Source organism: Paenibacillus pinisoli (assembly GCF_003605435.1).
Lineage (GTDB): Bacteria > Bacillota > Bacilli > Paenibacillales > Paenibacillaceae > Pristimantibacillus > Pristimantibacillus pinisoli.
The window spans coordinates 821,788-839,807 of record NZ_QXQB01000002.1; the positions used below are offsets into that span (position 1 = coordinate 821,788).

General features: G+C 49.8%; 17 protein-coding genes. 5 read left to right on the top strand and 12 right to left on the bottom strand.

Annotated elements, in window-relative coordinates:
- Window positions 1-47: 47 nt before the first annotated feature.
- The 8 genes from D3P09_RS11065 to D3P09_RS11100 all read right to left on the bottom strand — a co-directional run bounded on the left by D3P09_RS11065 (window position 48) and on the right by D3P09_RS11100 (window position 9,308).
- Entirely contained in the window at window positions 48-1,169 is a 1,122-nt protein-coding gene (locus D3P09_RS11065; RefSeq protein ID WP_120109767.1) for a TolB family protein, read from the bottom strand.
- A gap of 83 nt (window positions 1,170-1,252) precedes the next feature.
- Window positions 1,253-2,710, bottom strand: coding sequence for a sensor histidine kinase (locus D3P09_RS11070; RefSeq protein ID WP_165867397.1), 1,458 nt, complete (start codon window positions 2,708-2,710; stop codon window positions 1,253-1,255).
- Complete coding sequence (locus D3P09_RS11075; RefSeq protein WP_243644075.1) at window positions 2,697-3,410, bottom strand: response regulator transcription factor; 714 nt, start codon at window positions 3,408-3,410, stop codon at window positions 2,697-2,699. The genes D3P09_RS11070 and D3P09_RS11075 overlap by 14 nt, the downstream gene beginning before the upstream one ends.
- A 160-nt stretch (window positions 3,411-3,570) precedes the next feature.
- On the bottom strand, window positions 3,571-4,230 hold the full coding sequence (gene catA / locus D3P09_RS11080; protein ID WP_120109771.1) for a type A chloramphenicol O-acetyltransferase: 660 nt from the start codon (window positions 4,228-4,230) through the stop codon (window positions 3,571-3,573).
- 192 nt (window positions 4,231-4,422) lie between these two features.
- Entirely contained in the window at window positions 4,423-5,304 is an 882-nt protein-coding gene (locus D3P09_RS11085) for a DUF6999 family protein (protein WP_120109772.1), read from the bottom strand.
- Window positions 5,301-7,166, bottom strand: coding sequence for a StlD/DarB family beta-ketosynthase (locus tag D3P09_RS11090; RefSeq protein WP_120109774.1), 1,866 nt, complete (start codon window positions 7,164-7,166; stop codon window positions 5,301-5,303). Before D3P09_RS11090 ends, D3P09_RS11085 begins: the two co-directional genes overlap by 4 nt.
- A gap of 141 nt (window positions 7,167-7,307) precedes the next feature.
- Entirely contained in the window at window positions 7,308-8,144 is an 837-nt protein-coding gene (gene erm, locus D3P09_RS11095) for a 23S ribosomal RNA methyltransferase Erm (RefSeq protein WP_165867398.1), read from the bottom strand.
- A 444-nt stretch (window positions 8,145-8,588) separates the two neighbouring features.
- A complete protein-coding gene (locus tag D3P09_RS11100) occupies window positions 8,589-9,308 on the bottom strand; it encodes an SDR family NAD(P)-dependent oxidoreductase (protein ID WP_120109778.1) in 720 nt (239 codons plus the stop codon).
- Between the two features lie 184 nt (window positions 9,309-9,492).
- Here D3P09_RS11100 and D3P09_RS11105 point away from each other — a divergent pair, with 184 nt between their 5' ends.
- Complete coding sequence (locus D3P09_RS11105) at window positions 9,493-10,926, top strand: alpha/beta hydrolase family protein (protein ID WP_120109780.1); 1,434 nt, start codon at window positions 9,493-9,495, stop codon at window positions 10,924-10,926.
- Between the two features lie 61 nt (window positions 10,927-10,987).
- Here the strand turns inward: D3P09_RS11105 and D3P09_RS11110 are convergent, their stop codons facing one another.
- Window positions 10,988-11,932 (bottom strand): MerR family transcriptional regulator, encoded by a 945-nt coding sequence (locus D3P09_RS11110; RefSeq protein ID WP_243644077.1) that lies wholly within the window; start codon window positions 11,930-11,932, stop codon window positions 10,988-10,990.
- A 17-nt stretch (window positions 11,933-11,949) separates the two neighbouring features.
- The gene (locus D3P09_RS11115) at window positions 11,950-12,612 is read right to left on the bottom strand and encodes a pentapeptide repeat-containing protein (RefSeq protein WP_120109783.1); all 663 of its coding nucleotides are present in this window, start codon (window positions 12,610-12,612) and stop codon (window positions 11,950-11,952) included.
- Window positions 12,613-12,831: 219 nt separating this feature from the next.
- Between D3P09_RS11115 and D3P09_RS11120 the strand changes: the two genes are divergently transcribed.
- From D3P09_RS11120 to D3P09_RS11125, 3 genes are all read left to right on the top strand, one after another.
- Window positions 12,832-14,820 carry a fibronectin type III domain-containing protein gene (locus tag D3P09_RS11120; RefSeq protein ID WP_120109785.1) on the top strand — a complete coding sequence of 663 codons (1,989 nt, stop codon included), beginning with the start codon at window positions 12,832-12,834 and terminating at the stop codon, window positions 14,818-14,820.
- A gap of 174 nt (window positions 14,821-14,994) precedes the next feature.
- Window positions 14,995-15,150: a hypothetical protein gene (locus D3P09_RS27650; protein ID WP_165867349.1), complete on the top strand. Its 156-nt coding sequence runs from the start codon at window positions 14,995-14,997 to the stop codon at window positions 15,148-15,150.
- 60 nt (window positions 15,151-15,210) lie between these two features.
- The gene (locus D3P09_RS11125; protein ID WP_120109787.1) at window positions 15,211-15,903 is read left to right on the top strand and encodes a Dph6-related ATP pyrophosphatase; all 693 of its coding nucleotides are present in this window, start codon (window positions 15,211-15,213) and stop codon (window positions 15,901-15,903) included.
- An 84-nt stretch (window positions 15,904-15,987) separates the two neighbouring features.
- On the opposite strand, the gene D3P09_RS11130 is transcribed toward D3P09_RS11125, so the two are convergent.
- Complete coding sequence (locus D3P09_RS11130; protein WP_120109789.1) at window positions 15,988-16,377, bottom strand: hypothetical protein; 390 nt, start codon at window positions 16,375-16,377, stop codon at window positions 15,988-15,990.
- 329 nt (window positions 16,378-16,706) lie between these two features.
- On the opposite strand from D3P09_RS11130, the gene D3P09_RS11135 reads away from it, so the two are divergent.
- Window positions 16,707-17,375 carry a L,D-transpeptidase family protein gene (locus D3P09_RS11135; protein ID WP_243644079.1) on the top strand — a complete coding sequence of 223 codons (669 nt, stop codon included), beginning with the start codon at window positions 16,707-16,709 and terminating at the stop codon, window positions 17,373-17,375.
- Between the two features lie 71 nt (window positions 17,376-17,446).
- On the opposite strand, the gene D3P09_RS11140 is transcribed toward D3P09_RS11135, so the two are convergent.
- Entirely contained in the window at window positions 17,447-17,890 is a 444-nt protein-coding gene (locus tag D3P09_RS11140; protein ID WP_120109792.1) for a cell wall hydrolase, read from the bottom strand.
- Between the last annotated feature and the right edge of the window lie 130 nt (window positions 17,891-18,020).

The window sequence follows — 18,020 nt, forward strand, 5'->3', positions numbered from 1 at the left end:
CAGCAGCTTCAACTAGCTGCGCTCTGTATTTTAGCGAGAGAGTGATTTTAGGGCTGCAAGGAAGTATGAATCTCGACGACGCTGCTCTCGTAGCTGCTGCCGTTCCATACCACATAGGATAGCTTATCGCCCGATGGGCTCCACGAGGAGCCCACGGCGTTGTCGACATCGGCTGCGATTCGAACGGCTTGGCCGGACAATAGATCGTGGACGTACAAGCCTTTGACCGCCGCGCCGCTTATCTCCGCTTGCATGCTGTACGCGATCAGCCGCTGATCTGCTGACCAGGAAACTCCGCCAAGCTCCGAGCCTTCCGCGATCGTCTTCGCGTTACCTCCATCCAGATCGCACAGCGTTAGCTTCACCTTGGAGCCTTCGTATTGTTTCACTAGCAGCTGCTTGCCGTCTGGCGAAGGAATAACGCCGCCCACAGAGCCAAGCCCCATATCCTTGGTCTCCTTGGTATCCAGATTAAGCACCTTCAGCGCTTCATCCGCATTGGAGTTATAGTAGACGCTGCTTCCAAGCTTGGCTACGATAATCAGTGCTCCCTCGCTTAAACCCTCAAGCTTCGCAATCTCGCCTGTCGTCGTTGCCGTGTAAGCTCCGCCTCCATAAGAAGCGCCGATGATGCTGCTATCATCCGTCCATCTGGCGCTCATGGCCCCTCCAATGGGCTCGCCGGTCAGAGCGAACGATTGCAGCGTATCCAGGTTCATGACATAGTACACAGGATCGCCAAGCGTATATTCCTGGTAGATGAGATGTTTGCTGTCCGGGGACAAGCTGGCTCCTCCCAAGAACACGTTCTCCTGTTCTTTCAGCGGAACCCGTTCCCCCGTCTTAAGATTCATTCGGTACAAGCTGCGCGGATAGGAGCTTGCCAATTCCTCCAGCTTCATCTTCCCCAAAGACTCATTCTCTTGGGACACGATGACCGTATCACCGTCTAGCCAGCCGAAGATTTCCATCTTCTCGTATCGTTTGATGCCGCCCATCGTAATGGCAGAATCTGCCGCCGGCGTCTTGCTGTCGTTATCAATGACGGTAATGGTTTTTCCCGGTTCCCGAATAACCTCGCGATTTCCTTCGTTATCTCCGCTGCAAGCGGTAATCGTAAGCAACAATGCGGGTACGCATGCTATGATGGCTGCTTTTGTTCTGTTCAATATGATCGCCTCCTTGATGCTTACAATACCAACCGTATGTTGCGAATAAACAAAGAGTTGTTTCCAAGTTGTAAACAAATTCATCAAGTTTGTAACGGGAACTTCATTCGGAACGTCGTGCCGCTATCATCGGACTTCACGATGGAGATGCTGCCTCCCTGCGTCTCTGCATACCGCTTCGCCAGCGACAGCCCCAGTCCAGCGCCGCCATGCTCCCTGGATCTGTTTTTATCCACCGTATAGAATGCTTCAAATATTTTACCCGCGACTTCCTCCGGAATGCCAATCCCTGTATCGGATATTTCGATAACGACTTCGTTGCCCCTGACGTAATTGCTTACGCGGATACGGCCGTCTGCCTTGTTGTATTTGATGGCGTTATCCAGCAGGTTCGCTAGCACAATGTTCATATAATCCTTATCAGCTTCCAAATAGGCTTCGTGCAAATCCGTCTCCAGCGTGAGGCCGAACTTGTTCATTTTTCCCTTCAGGCTGTTCAGCGCCGACTCCATTATCCCCCGTACTTCAAGTCTTTCTTTGTTATACTCAAAATCATATTTCTCCATTGCTGATAACTGCAGCACCTTCTCGACCATCTCATAAAGCCTCTGCGTCTCTCCGGCGATATGGGTTTTGGCCGTGGCCAGCAGCTCCTTGTCATCGGGATACATGTCGAGCAGATCAAGATAGGCTTTAATGGAAGTCAGCGGCGTCTTGAACTCATGAGTGACATTGCCGATGAACTCCTTCTGCTGCCGGTCCAGCTCCGATAGTTTGCGAACAGCAAGCGCCAGCTTCTCCCGCTCCTCGTCCTTATCTCGCATCGTAACCATGAGCCGTTCGCTCATGGCGGCTATGCCTGCGCCGAGCTCCCCAATCTCGTCCCTTCGCTTCATGCCCGGCACTGCGAACTGTCCCTCCCGGATACGGCCTACCGTATCGTTCAGCTTGACAATGCTGCGAGCGAAGGAGTTAAAAAACAAATAGCCCAAAAGGAAGCTGAGTACGAATACGCCTGTTCCGATATAGATAAACAATCGCTTGATCTCATCGTAGAAGGCTTGATGGTCACGGAGAGAGTAATAGAATTGGATGACGCCAACCTGCTCGCCCACCACGCGAAGAGGCGTCAAATAGTACATGGACTCGCCTTCCACCAAATACGCGGTCTTGTTCTCCAGCGCATACGCCAATGTCTGCTTGATGCTCTCGGATAGGGAAGCCGCGGGCTTCCTCCCTATGACGGCGCCGTTCCCATCATAGAGGACGACAGGCTGCCCGCTAATCAGCTTCAGCTGCTCGCCGAACGCCTCTCCATTCGTCTCCAGGAATGATTGAGGGACTTTATTGGATTGCTCCATAATGGACTGGAACAAATAAACGTTGGCCGTGTCGGCTTGCTGAGCAAGGAGCCCCTCCACTTGCGCGCGCTGATTCCGCTCGATTCCCTGCAGGACCAGCAGGCTGAGCACAAATACCGTGAGCAGCAGAAGGCCGGCGAGGAACAGGCTGAATTTCAGCTTTATGCTAACTCTCACCATGTACTCCTGACGCCCTGTAGCCGATGCCATGGACAGTTTGAATGATGTCTCCATATTGCGGACCCAGCTTCTTGCGCAGCCGCTGCACATGAATGTCTACCGTGCGCGTGCCTCCGTAATAGTCCATCCCCCACACGAGATCCAGCAATTGCTCTCTCTCGTACACTCTGCCGGGATTAGCTGCTAGCAGAGCCATCAGATCGAATTCCTTAGGCGTCAGCTCCAGCCTCTGCGTCCCCGCAATAACCGTTCTTTTGGCGACATGCACCTTCACTCCGCCTAGCTGAATCTCATTCGACTCCTTCTTCTCCCCTGCTGTCTGCAGCCGCCTAAGCAGAGACTTAAGGCGAGCGAGCAGCTCCCGCATATCGAAGGGCTTCGTCATATAGTCGTCAGCCCCAAGCTCCAGCCCGAGTACCTTATTCACGATATCCTCCTTGGCTGTCAGCATAATGACGCCGACTCTATCCTTGTCCTGCAGCTTTTTCAGTACATCGTAGCCGTCCATACCGGGCAGCATCACATCGAGGATGATGGCATCGGGGCGAGTCTCCCCAAGACGCTTCGCGGCTATATCCCCGCGATCGATAACCTCCACCTCATAGCCTTCGCGCTTAAGCGCATAGGTGATCGCATCCGCAATCGCTTTTTCGTCTTCGATGACCATAATCTTCGCCTGCATGCATTCCACCTGCCCCATGTCGTTATTATCTGCTTCCATTATAAGAGTTTTATGGCTGGAACCAAAGTTCAAGCTTCAAATTCGAAAAAAAGGCAGCTCAAATAAAGCCAAAAAGAGCCGTGCGCTAGCACGACTCCAACATAGCTGCAGCTTATAGAATTGCCGCCCATGCGCAAAATTAATGTTCACCCAGCCAGCTTTTGCAACCGGCCGCCATTGCTTGAAGCTCGTTAAACAACATGCCGGCATGGTATCCATCACATACCGCATGATGGAGTTGTACAGACAAAGGCAGCAGCACCTTATCATCCAGCTCCTCGAATTTTCCCATTGTAAAAATAGGCAGCAAATACGTTCCCTCGTTATATACATTCAGGTTAAATCCCGTGAAGTTAACCCATGGAATGCTGGAAATAGGGAATGTGTTCAGAGGCTCGCTAGCATCAGGGAATAACTGCTTCGCATTCTTGTAGGCCTTTGTCTGTCTTAAATAACAGTCATGGAACGGGACGAACTCTTCGCAATACGGGGCCCATAGGCTTGAGAACGTCTTTTCCTCTTCATGGAATATGGTGAAGCTGGGAGACATCTTGTCCCAGAAACCAAGCCTTCCCTCCGAGTCGAAGCAAGTTCGGAACTCCCGGTGGCGATTCACTACCGTAGTGATCATGTAGATCAAGGCTGGATATAGCTTCGTCCCCCTGGCTTTAAGTTCTGCCCGCAATTCAGCGATTTCAATATTCGCTGTCATGCTGTAGGTGCATCTTACCTGGTTCATATAGTGTTCGTAATAAGGCTTTCTGGACCAGCTCTCCATATCAATCGGATTAAATTTCATGGTTTACCCTCCTAAAAATATTTTTTGTCTTTCTAGGAGGGATAATCAACCGCTTTGACCATTTCCTTCACGATCCTTATCGTTTATTTCTTGGGTCTATTTTAACATGATTCTTGCAAATTAGGCCTTACATTCAGATGGGAGCTATATCTGTTACAACAAGTCAATGACACGCTCGAACCGTTGCATGCGTCATGCAGCAAGCTCCTGCTTGCGCTTCAGCTCGACGAGCAGCGCGTGCAATTGCTCCGTGGCAAGTCCATGCAGCACGAGCCGGAAGCCTGCGCTCAGCGTCGTCATCGGCACCATCGGATGCTTGTTGTTAATGAGCGCGAGCCGGTCGTTGCTGCCAATGATTTTCGAAGCGAGAATGCCGATCGTTTCATCTAATTGCAAGGAGTTAGTCGCACGCCAGAAGTCGTTGTCGGACAAGAACAGCTGGTACACCGGCGTGAAGCACTCGATGGCTGTCGTGAGATCCATGAAGTTGGTCCACCGCTTCGGCATAGGCTCGATAGGCAGAGGCGTTGACGTAATAGCTGCGAAATGAAGCTGCTCCTGCTTCGTTACCTCGATTCCCTTCTCCCGCAGTTCCATGTTCAAGTTAATAACGAAGTTGTATAAGTTCAAGTCATGGATAAGGAACAGATCGTCCTTCACCGGTTCCAGATTCGTGGGCTTAAGCGGATTCATAGTTATATCCACGCCCGGCACATTGTCGCGGATGAACTGCAGCACCTCCGATCCGAGGTAGAAGTGACGCAGAATCATATAGTTGGCGCTTGGGCTGACGAATGTTTTCATGCCCCAGTGCAGCACCTGGTGCAGCATCCGGGATGAGGTGAACGCCTTAGGGATGATAATCTTGTAGATTTGCAGCAAAATGATCATGAGACGGGCTAGCGGTCGCAGCAGCGGAAGCAGGAACTGCCGAGACCGGCTCGAGCAATCCTTCAAATAGGCAGCTTTGGCCTCTTCATTGAACGGAATGCTCTGATCGAGATAGATCGCAAGAAAAGGATTCGGGTCGTCCCGGTCATGCGTCATATTGCGAAAATAGTCCGACTCGCTCATACGCAGTTCAACTCCTCTAATTGCAGCAAATACAGACGTGCCGTTGTCTTCGCCGTCTTAACGATGCGGGCGGCAATGTCTGCCGTAAGCAGCGGATGCTGTACAACGGCCTCCAGCCGTTCGAAGTGCAACTCATCGGAATCGCTATGATAGAGCAAGAATGATACCTGCTCGTCGCTCAGACCCAGCTGATCCCGGATCATTTCCCCCCAGTATCGGGCCATCCGGCAGCCTAGCCCCTCGATAATCCACATCGCGCCGATAAGGTCGACAGGATTGTCGCGGCTCGCACGCTGGAATAGGTAGGCGGACAACGCCTCGCTGCCGATATTTTTCTCCCCTGCCTGTATAGCCTCCAGATCTCCTCCTACGGATACATAATTACGCTCCAAAATTTCAAAATCGCGGTGCTCATCACTTGCATGGGCGATGAACGCGGAACGCAGATCGATATGCTCGATCGGTATGTAGGAGGCTGCGCGCGCGATCCATTGCGATCCGTCAATGACTTGCTGGCGGATATTCTCCATCAACGACTTATAATCGTTCATCGTGAATTTCCCTTGGTACAGCTTATGAATAACGGGCACACGGGCCAGCTTCTGCTCGAAGTCAATCCATACGCGCACAAGCTGGCGAACAAGCTGGGCCTGTATATCATTCGCGTTATCGTATTTCAGCTTTGGCGCTTCTGGCTCCCGCTCCTCGAACGGAATCCCAGGCGCCGCATCCTTAGAGCCAACAACGGTCATCAGCATATACGATGTCTGGAATCGGCCGCTCTCCGGCACCATGCACAATACGCGCTCGCCGGGCGACAGCTTGCCGCTGGCAAGCAGCTCCTCCAGCATAATGTAGATCGATGCCGCTCCCGTATTGCCCCGCGTGTACAAATTAGTGAACCACTTCTCCTCCGGAATCATCAATCCTCCGAGCTTCAGCAGGCGGAATATTTCGTCGCGGAAGAAGTGCGAGGAATAGTGGCACACCATCCAATCGATAGAAGACGGGTCGACGACTCCTTCCTCTACCAGCTCGAAGAAGCGGTCGACTCCGACCTTTGGCATTTCGTTCACAAGCCGGATATCCTGCTTCAGGTTAATAGCGCCATCATCGGCTGCGTCATGCGCCGATAGATAGTCATGCCAGCTGGCATGCTCCTTATTGTCCTTGTTATATCCGGCGTACATGCATACGTCATAGCTGTTCGCATACGACTTGTTGTCAATCCATTCGATGCGAAGCGATAAGCCGCTAGGAGCAGGGCAGTTCTGCAAGATGGCTGCTCCTGCCCCATCAGACAGCATAAATCGGAGGAAGTCGGTATCGAATGGTACGGCACGATCCCTAAAGCCCTGCTGCGCTTCGAAGCGCGTGTGCTTGAAGACGCGGCTTGGAAATTCGCTTGCGCAGGATATGGCTGTGCGGCTCTCGCCAGACAGCACTTGCAGATAGGCGTTCTTCATCGCCTGCATGCCGCTGGCGCATACCCCATGATGAGTGGCGATTTCCATAACGGGCAGCCCCGTCTCGGCATGAACCATGCTTGCAAAGCCGGGAACAAGCAGATCTCCCTGCGTCGTGCCCACCGCAAGAAAGTCGATATCGTTCTCATCTGCGCCCGAATTGCGATTCAGCGCATCGCGGATGGCGAGAGCCGCCATCTCGGCATTGCTATACAAGCTGCGCTGCTCCTTGTCGATAGCATAATGGCGAAAGCGGATTTTATTTTGCTCAAGGATTCTTCGCATGGACTTGGAACTCTTGCCGTTGATTCGGCCCAGGTAATCTTCCATTTCTTCATTCCCGACAGGCTCTCCCGGCAGAAACTTTCCCATGCTCGTCACATACACGTTGTTCATCCTGCAAACCTCCCACTCAATCGATATGGTATATGATCCATAATCGCCCAATAGGAGCTATGCAGGTAGTTCCATCTTTTCGTAGTACTGGTATCGTGCTTATCCAGAGTCAGTTTAGTGACTGAACGAAATACATCCCCTTTATCCTTTCGGCCAACGGTGAGGCGCGACATGCTGCAGCATACTGCAGAAGAGGGAAGCCCACTGTTCCAGCGTTAGTGAACGGACTGGTTGCTCGCGGCTCACATTGGCCAATTGCATAGAAGCTTTGATCTGCGCAGGTGTAAAAATCCCTCTTAACGCGTGGGCCGCTGCAAGCCGGGGCTCGCGCAGCATATGCTTGGCAAATCCCACAAACCTCGCGCTATGCTGGACGGGAATCATCGGATGCTCCCTTCGCTCAATTCGCAGCACTGCGGCATCCACCCGCGGCGGCGGAGCAAAGTGAGCGCGCGGAATAACGGATTGCATCTTCAACACAAAATGCATTCTCCACAACAACAAACGAGGATCCCCTGTTTCGCTCTGCGTTAATCTTCGTGCTGCTCCTTTTTCTACAATCAACACGCCCCGTTGAAACGCTCTGCCCTCAGGACCGAGCAGCTTCTCAAGAATAGGCGTTGTGATAGAAAATGGAATATTCGCTGCTACATGAAAGGCTTCCTTCGGCAGCCGGATCAATCGGAAGTCACCATGAATAATGCGTATGCGGGGATCGCCTTCCGCTTTGGCCCGGAGAACGCGCACAAACTCCGCATCCGTCTCTACTGCAATGACTTTCCCGGCTTGATCGGCGAGCGGGAAGGTCAAGCTTCCTTTGCCTGCGCCGATATCAAGTACGGTGTCAGCCGAGCTTAATCGGGCCGAACGGATGAGTTGCCGAATCGTCTCGGGATGATGCAGCAGATGCTGTGCCGTGAAATTAGGGGCAGTTTTATATGTCCTTGCGGTTCCTTGCTTCTTTTTTTGTTTTCTCATAGGTTTTTCTCCCGTTTCGTCATTTTTTCGCCAAACAAAAAAACGCAGGCATATGCCTGCGGCGAGAAACGGAAGATAAGCTTTAATCATGCACATGCAAACAAACGTATGGCACCATACGATAATTGACAGACGTATCCCATACACCTATATACTTTTGCACACACAAAAAAAGAGACAGACTGGCTGTCCCTTGTTCTCCGATACGATCGGGATGTCCTAAAATGGGCAGACTGATTCCGTTTTACTCCGCACGCAGGCAGAGCCTTTGCTCACTATGAAATTTAGTGGGACAAAGGAACAAAACGAATTCTTCTAGTCAAAGCACCCATCATTAGAACAACCCTCCTTAGCTTGAATTAGAGCTAATATAGCATAAATAGGTTCAAAACAGCAAGAAGGACCGGGCATTTATCAAGTCTCTCCTGTTCATCCCTTCCATTGCTATGTATTGGTATCCATCAGCGCCGGGATATTAATTTCCTTCACGCAGGATGCTTTGGACAAGCTAACCACACATCTCACGATGGACACCATATCCTGAAGCGGAATTCGTGTGCCGCCATAGGCGGCAAGGGCACGCTCGGCTCCTTCTTCATACGGAATTTCGGCGGCCAGCTCGCCAGGATTGATACACGTCACAGCAATGCCGTCCCCTCTCGTATGCTCCCTAAGCGCCTCTGTAATTCCCCGTATAGCGAACTTTGAAGCAACGAAAGAAACCTGACTGCTGTTCGCATTGTTCAAGCCTGCTGTCGAACCGATCAGAATGATTTTGCCTGCTTCAGATTGCCGAAGCTGGGGCAATAAGGCTTGAATACATACAATGGCGGAGGTAATATTCACTTGAATCAAATTCTGGATGTCAGCAGGCTCATCGTTATCGAAGGTATAGTGATCCTCAAAGCCTTCCTTCTCCCATATCCCTACATTGTAGATGAGGACATCCAAGGTTTCGCTCTGCAGCCTCTCTTTAACAAGCGCACCTGAATGAAGATCAGACAAATCTGCAGGTATCCATTCGCGCTGAATACCATCCTCTATATCCAAGCTCTCGGGCTTGCTGCGAGCAACCACCCATACTTTATCGCCTGACTGGGGCACCCCTCTTACAAATGCATCTCCCAATCCTTTGCTTGCGCCAAATACTATATATGTTTTCATCTGAATGCTCCTTTAATTTAATTGGGCTATCTCCTGCTCTTCATACGTTCTATTGCCTCATTTGTTACAAATTCCCGCAGAAAAGCGGTTCGGCAGATAGGGGTTGAATCTTCACCTGCTGGAGGTTGTAAGCTTCATAGTAGCTAGCAGCTGCAGTTACTATGAAGTTGGAGGTTCAATGCTTATGAGGTCTTTGGAAATGTTGTTGGTTGTAGTCAATATCGTGCTGGTCTTCTGGATTCTGTTCGCCAAGAACAAGCCGCAGCGCTCCCTTCTCCTCGGATTCGGCGTTTCCGCCGTTATCCTGCTGGTACACGGAATCCTGGACGGGATGCGCTGGCCGATGATTCCCGCTTATCTGATGTCGGCATTACCGCTGCTGATCGTCGCTGTCAGATCGTTGCGCAGCGCCAAGAATAAGGAACAGATTGGGCGAAAATCCCTGCTGGTGAAGCGTATTCTATTGACAGCGCTGGCTGTTATCTGCTCAGCGTCAGCTGTAGCGCTGCCGCTCTTGCTTCCGGTATTCGCCTTTGAGAAACCGGCCGGCCCCTACAAAATCGGCACAGTCGCCTATGACTGGACAGATAACGAGCGTGACGAAATCCTTACACCGGATACCAACGGCAAACGCCGGTTAATGGTGCAAATCTGGTATCCTGCTGACGCAAAGGCAAAAGGAAAAACGCAAGCCTATCATTCGGACATCGATGTTTTTGCCGAAGGGTATAGCCAAATGTTGAATTTCCCCAAGCTGCTGTTCCATTCAATCGGTTATGTCAAGACGCACGCGATAGAGAATGCGGCAATGTCCGATAAGGAAGCATCCTATCCTGTGCTGCTCTTTTCCCACGGACTCACCGGGAATAAGATGCAAAACACCTTTCAGGTCGAGCATTTGGTCAGCCAAGGTTACATCGTGGTCGGCATAGACCATACCTACAGCAGCACCGCTTCTATTTTCCCAGACGGGCATGTGGCGCCTTTAAAAATGCCAGATATCACGTCCATCGCCGTCTTGGATCATGCTAATAAACAATGGGTGGAAGATGCCAGGTTTGTGCTAGATCAGGTCGAGGAGCTGGCGGCGAATGATCCGGAGCAGCGCTTTACCGGCCGGATGGATATGAATCATGTGGGGATGTTCGGCCATTCCTTCGGCGGGGCGACAAGCATGCAAGCCTTAATGACAGATTCAAGGATAAAGGCAGCGCTAAATATGGATGGCGCATTATATGGCGAGCTGCGTATTCCGGAAGAAGGGCTGAATAAGCCGTTTATGATGATGAGTGCCGATTCCAGTGTAGAGAGCTTGAATAGCCCGTCGGAAGACAGTCCGATCGATATGATGAAGGAAGTGCTGCCGCGGTACGACCATGTCACGAAAGGCGGCAACTACTGGATGATTCTGAACAAGACCACGCACCTCAGCTTCACCGATATGGTTCTGTTCTCCCCCCTGTTTCAATTAATGCAGGGACGCGATGTTCGAGAAGGCCTTAACCTTATCAACGAGTATTCGCAAGATTTCTTCGATCATTATCTAAGACAGCAGCCATTCCGGCTAATCGAGCAGCATATTGGAGAATACCCGGAGTTTACGATATTGCAGGATTGATTAATCCGAACGCCCGAACAGCCCGCAAAGCCTTGGCTTTGGGGCTGTTCTCATGTATACATTACGGATTCAGCTTCCGCTGCAAGTTTTGGAAGTAGACGATATTTCCTTCTGAAAGCAAGTTTAATTGCGGGCTCATAATAGCGCATAGCCTATTAACACGCTCAATAAGAGGCGAGCGCGTCTGCTCGGCATGCTCAAAATAGGATTTCAGAAAATCCGCGTTATAGATGGTTTGCTCGGCATTCGCATATAACGAGACCGACTCTTCAATAATCGACTGAACCTCAGGACTGTCAGGGGATCTCTTGGCCTCCCACGCCTGACTCAACCGGGCATAGATATGATCCAACTTCTTGATCCATGTATCTGCATCATAACGGGGCTGAAGCTCTTGTATAAAGAATGCAAAGTTGGTGTTTTTCGTATCTTTGATATATTGGGGATCGTTAATGATTTCTTGCAGCTCATTCCAGGCCGCTCTTTGCTGAGCTGTTGTTTTTTCTTGACCTACAATATATTTATTGAAGTAATGCAGCATGGGACTCTGCCATTCTGCAGGAACCCCTTCAAACAAATCGGAAGCCGCCACCTTATCTGCAATAAACTGCTTTCTTTGATCAACATGGGATGCTTTGGCTTGCACAAAATCATAGAGGTGACGCATGGAGTCCCCTTGCTGCCGCTTGGCTTGCTGCAAGATCGAAATCATATTGCCGAGGGCGCTAGCCTGGATAGAAAGAGATTCAATCTGCCAATCCAGCGCCTTCTCGACCGATAATGCCCCAGACAAGAGCCGGCTGATTTCTTCGATGCTGAAGTCCAGATAACGCAGCGTTGCAGTAAGCTCCAATCGCCATATGTCTTCCGCGGTATATAGCCGGTGCCCTCCCTCGGTATGGCTTGCGGGCCTTACTAAGCCAATCTCATCGTAGTAACGGATCGTTCTAACCTTAGCCCCTATCATCTTCGCTACTTCACCAATCGAATAGGTTCTTTCTTGCAAGAAATCGGCCTCCAAATTCATATTCCTCGATCTTCGCGATCCATAGATAGAGCATTTCCATTCACCTTGACGTATTCCGTAATCATCGTCCCCCAATCGGGAAGATGTTGTTCCTCTCCTAGAAATCGGCTGCCGGCAAAAGACCCGTTGTTCATATTTGCGCCTTCAAAGATACATTCCTCGAATTTGCAATACATAAGATGTGCACCGCGAAAGTTAGCGCCGGAGAATTGGCAGCGGATGAACGATACGTCTCTTCCTTTCGTATAGCTCACATTGCAGCCTGTAAAATCGCAATCCTCAAACTGCTCGCCAAACGCAGCATTCTTGAGAATGGCTTTATGAAACGAACAATGCTTGAATATCTTCGTGATGAATCTGCCATCTAATTTGACCCCGTCAAAACGGCAATTCGTAAAAGTAGAGTAGATCAGGCCGCCAGTCGGCTCGAAAATGGCATATGATAGATCGAGGTTTTGCACAGTGAGATACTGCAGCGCCTCGGTCAGAACAATCCCTCGAAAGTCCTCTAACCCCGCATCCGTTTGTCCGAATGGGGATGGAGGGAAAGAACGGTCTTTTTTGTGCAAGTTTTGTTTTCCTGTTACGGCAGCCAGTGCCTTATTCACGGCAGCGATTTGCTCCGGCTCCCATCTGTGAATCCATTCCTTCTTGTTCAATGAGTTAACCTCCTCGCATCACATTCCATTGTTTTTCGCTTGCATTCCCAAAATTTATAATCATTATAAAAGAACAAGCAGGTCTCTGTCATATCTTCATTTTTTGCGAGGATAAAACATCAATTAAATTAACATTAGTTAATAGTATTAAAAGATCATATCTGCTATATTATTCTTCGTATTTTTAAATACCAATATGAGCGGGAAAGGGCGACAACCGTGCTGAAAGTTAATTATACGAATTTAAGGCAACGAATGATATGGCTTGTTATTGCATCTATGATCGCTGTAAACGGATTTGGATATTGGGACGTCATAACTTACGCGGAAAAAGCACCGTTGACCGATATTGCCGGCTCATACTCGCACAATGAAATCACCGCATTGGTCGAGGCCGGCATCATGACCGGTTATGGCGACGGCAGCTTCAAGCCGGCAAGCTCTATAACAAGAGCCGAATTCTCCGCCGTAATCGCTAAGCTCCTTGGCTTACAGGAGATGCCTGACAAAGCTGCTGTTTTTACGGATGTCGACACCTCGGCTTGGTATATCGGCTATGTAGGCGCTCTTTCAAATGCAGGAATCATAAACGGAACTGCTCCCGGTATATTTGATCCGCAAGCTTCCATCACTAGAGAAGAATTAGCGGCTCTATTCGTTCGCGCATTAGGATTGGAGGAAATCGCCCTCAAGCTTCCACTAGAAGAAACATACGCCGATTCGGAGTTTGTATCGGATTGGGCGAAGCCTTATACTGCTCTTGCGAATCGCATCGGACTCATCCGGGGCATAATCGACAGAGATGGAACCATGACGATTCAGCCTAAGGAAAAGGCGCAGCGGCAAGCCGCGGCCAGACTCGCTTATGAATTCATGACCAATCATGAGGTTTATTTCAATGAAGCCCAGCGGCTCATGCAGTTGCCGGCAAGCCCGAGCCCCGAGCCGTCCGCCGCGCCTTCTGCTTCGCCGTCAAGCGAACCGACAGCAACGCCATCTGCAACGCCAGCACCAACATGGGCTCCTTCGCCTACGGCAACGCCTGTACCAACAAGAACGCCTTCCCCTACAGCAACGCCGACAATTTCCCCTACGCCAACGCCAACACCGACGCCGATACCGACGCCTCAACCCCCTACAGGCTTGATTGCAGCTAGCGGCGATACTGTTGTCACGTTGACTTGGGAAGCTTCGGCTGCTGCATTGTTCTATACGGTATATCAATCAACCGTATCCGGGACGGCGTTCGAGGAAGCGGCTACTCATGTAACGGCAACTACTGCAACCTTAACCGGGTTATCCAATGGTACGCCGTATTACTTTGTCGTCCGGGCAGTCAATGCCGGCGGTGAAAGCGAGTTTTCAGCCGAAACCTCCGCGACACCGCAAGTTGCCGCTCCGGTCGCTCCTGTATTAAACGAGGCTGTATCCGGAGACATGCAAGTCACTCTCTCATGGACGGCCGTGCCAAAGGCAACAAGCTACATTGTATACTATTCCATTATACAGGGGACGCAATATGTTGAAGTTGCCCGCAATATTACGAGTACAACTGCAACGATAACGGAACTGGCAAACGGAAGAACCTACTATTTTGTAGTACGAGCGGTCAATGCTGGAGGAGAAAGTTCCTATTCCAATTCTTTGTCGGCAGCTCCTGTACTGCCGCCTCCTGATACGCCCGCTAACATAAGAGTTACGAACGGCTATCAGCAAGCAACCGTGCAATGGAATGCATCTGCCAGGGCGGCAAGATATAATGTGTATATGTCGACCGTGTCCGGCAGCGAATACAGCTTGGTCGCCTCCAACGTAGCAGGGACAAACTACACGGTAACGAACCTTACATCAGGGATCCCCTATTACATTGTCGTCCGAGCCATTAACACTGCGGGAGAGAGCGCTCCCTCCGCCGAGGCGAATGCGATGTCGTATCTTGAAGCGCCTAGAGGAAATTCCCATTACAACTATGTTTCCGATATGATGTTGTTTTGGTCCAAGCCGGCGAACGCCACAAGGGTAAAAGTATTCTGGTCGACAACAAGCGATGGTCCGTACACCGAGTACCTTCCTCAATATTCGTTCAACACCAGTGTAGCGTTCAGACCGGTCGTAAACGGAACTACCTATTATATCAAATATATTGCTGTCTATCCCGACGGGGAAAGCGACTTTTCCTCTGTGTATACGGCACCTTACTATTATTAAAAACAAGCTCGGCACATATGGCCCCATAAACCAAACGCTTGAAAGCCGTTTAGTTTATGAGGGCTTTTTTTATCTCCTGCGCAGCCGCTTTGCTCCTGGGGACAACGCTTCTCTTATGATGATGAGGGTTAACGCGGCACCTATGTTACAATTGGTCAAAATGGGGGGAGAAAATTGCAAAAACAAAAAATCGCAATTATTGGCGCGGGGATTGTCTGGCGTCGGCAGCTCGCGCCGCTGATTGCCCGTCTCGCTGCGAATGAAATCATCGACCGGGAAGCAAGACACGAATTAGCCCCTTGCCGGCTCTCCCGATTTAAAGACCACTAGAGGGTTGTACCCTGTTTGTGAATCAAGTTCCAGGACACAGAACAAAGGAGAACGATAGAATTGATAAAAACGGTGAACTGGAAAAATGGCGCTCATGGGCATAAATTTATAGCTTCATTTAGCGGGGGAAAAGATAGCGTCCTGGCTCTGTATAAATCTATGATGGTTGGAGAAGCGATGGGACTCATCGTCATGATGGAGGAAGAAGGGAAACGTTCCAGATCCCATGGCATGCCTCCAGAGCTTATTCATGCCCAAGCTGAATCTATCGGCTTGCCCCTCTATACTGCCGCTTCTAGCTGGGACGACTATGAAAACAAATTTATGGATCTTTTAGAATATGCAAAACGTCAAGGCGCAGAGGTGTTAGTCACAGGAGATCTGGATGTACCCACTCAGGACTGCTGGCATGACAAGGTTACCCAAAATGCCGGACTAAAGCTTGGCATGCCGCTATGGGGAATGAATTATTATGAAGCTGTCAAAGAGTTTATTGATCTCGGCTTCAAATCGACTTTGGTCACTGTAAATCTATCGCTCGGAATGCGGGAAGAAGATTTGGGACGAATATTAACTTACGACTACATTAAGGAGCTTCAGGCTCGTGGCATTGACCCGTGCGGGGAAGGCGGCGAGTTCCATACCACCGTAATCGACGGCCCCATCTTCAAGCATCCTATTCCTGTTCGCCAATGCAGCATTGTGAAGGACGGGAATTATGCCTTTATGCCTTTGGAACTGATAAGCACTTGAAGGAGGAACAACAAAGAGGACTGCAGCAGCCTGCCTCTCAGCAGCCTGTAGCAGTCCTAAACTCGCGTACGATACGACAACATATTAGTATTTAGGCTGTAAAGAAAACAAAAACACAGAACCATAGCTGCCCTGGAACTGGGCTTGTACCACTACAGGGTTATCATAAGGATTAGCATTAGATGCGCTGCAGCAATATAGATCAGGGCTGTTAACCGTAGCGTATCCGCCGGCGTTAAGCGTGACGGTGACGCTGGAGCCAGTGATAGGGTCCAGTTGTCCCCAAGGTCCTTTGTACATCAAAGTAACGGTCACTTGAGTATTAGGCTCTCCCGAGAGAGTCACGGAGTAAGCATATTTGGAGTGACCTACCAGCCCATATCTCGTATCCTGCGATACTACAGTATAAGCGGCAGAAGCCGAGCTGGTGAAAGCAAACATCGCAATGAGGACTAATAATATGACCTTTTTCATCAATCTCACCTCCTCTCTGCGAAGGATATCGATAAGGAAATCAGCACACTCATTGATGTAATAAATAGCAAATCGCTTATATTATATAAAAATAGGTATAAATAAGAAACAAAAACTTATATAACGCCGCAGCCTAGGAAGCGGTCACATGTCGTTGCTTTCCCCTTTTCTTATCGTTACACATTCACCGGTTTTGATGGGCATTTAGAGTCAGCATGTGATGTAATATTTTTCATGAGGCTGGACATCATATATCTAGTCTGCAATAAAGCTAAAGCACCTCAATCTAATGACACGAACGGTGATAACGCATGAGATATTTAATATGTATGCTTTTGCTGCCGCTTATTGTATTGGCGTGGCCTGTACCTGTATTAGCAATCAATACGGATGTAGATCCACTGCCCATTTACGCGCCAACAAGTGAATACAGAATCGAAGTTTTCCCCCTCCAACACCGCCTCACGGTATTTAAAGAAGAAAAAATAATTAAGAAGTTTAGAGTTGCTGTCGGCAACCCTTCTACGCCCACCCCTGTTGGGGATTACACAATCGTTTATAAGGGGAAGAACTGGGGCCCTTCTTTTGGCCCGCGTTGGCTGGGACTTAACGTTCCTTGGGGCTATTATGGAATACACGGAACGAACAGGCCTCATTCTATCGGCCAGCATCAAAGCCATGGCTGCATTCGTATGCATAATGCGGATGTACTGCAATTATATGAGCTTATCCCGATTGGCACAAAAGTTACCATACACGGGCATGTGCTTGGGGACATGAATCATGAACCTAGAGATTTGGCCGAAGGGGATGTTGGCGGCGATGTGCAATTAATTCAATCCCGATTGAAGAGCAGCGGATATTTTGCAGGCGAATGCAACGGGAAGTTCCGCTCAGATACTACAGCAGCTATCAAAAGATTTCAACGCGATCGGCATTTACGGCCTAACGGTGTAGTGTCACGAACGCTATATGAAGAATTGGGCCTCATCGAATAACTTCCAGGGTGATATTCTGAATTAAAAAAACATCGCCAGGCGCATACTTCCGCTTAGCGATGTTATCCATTTTAATACGTATTATATATGTTTTCACATTCTTCCGCGGTTGGTTCATAGAAACAGTGCTTCTTCCATCTGCCTGCGAGCGGCTGATTATACCAGGTTGGCGGGCATGGTCCGGGATTTTCGAACGATCCTGGGCGGAAGTACCATAAGGAGAATTTGGCCGGCCAATTCCGCTCCCCATTCACAGACCGCTGCGCCAGACGGCGTTCCCGGTCTCTTGCGTTCTGGTAATACAAACTATGCTGCAATGCTTCGAACGCATGCGGCTGATTAATCATTTGGGGAATCGTCCGGATGTTTTTAAAATCGGAGCAGTCCCCTCTTATTCGGTTAATGCCAACATTTCCAACAAGAAGCATGCCCATTTCGCCTTCAGTCTCAGCCTCAGCGCGAAGCAACCTCGCCAACATTTTAATATCCTGTTCCCTGGCTTTTACAACTGCCATTGGCTCACCTCTTTAGATTTCTAGAATCATCATATTGTAGGCGAAGCGGAAGTGTGACTCTAGCCAAAACATCCCAAGAGCAATAACCGACTTCATGGTGGTAAGTCCAATCGCGCAGCCATTGGATTAG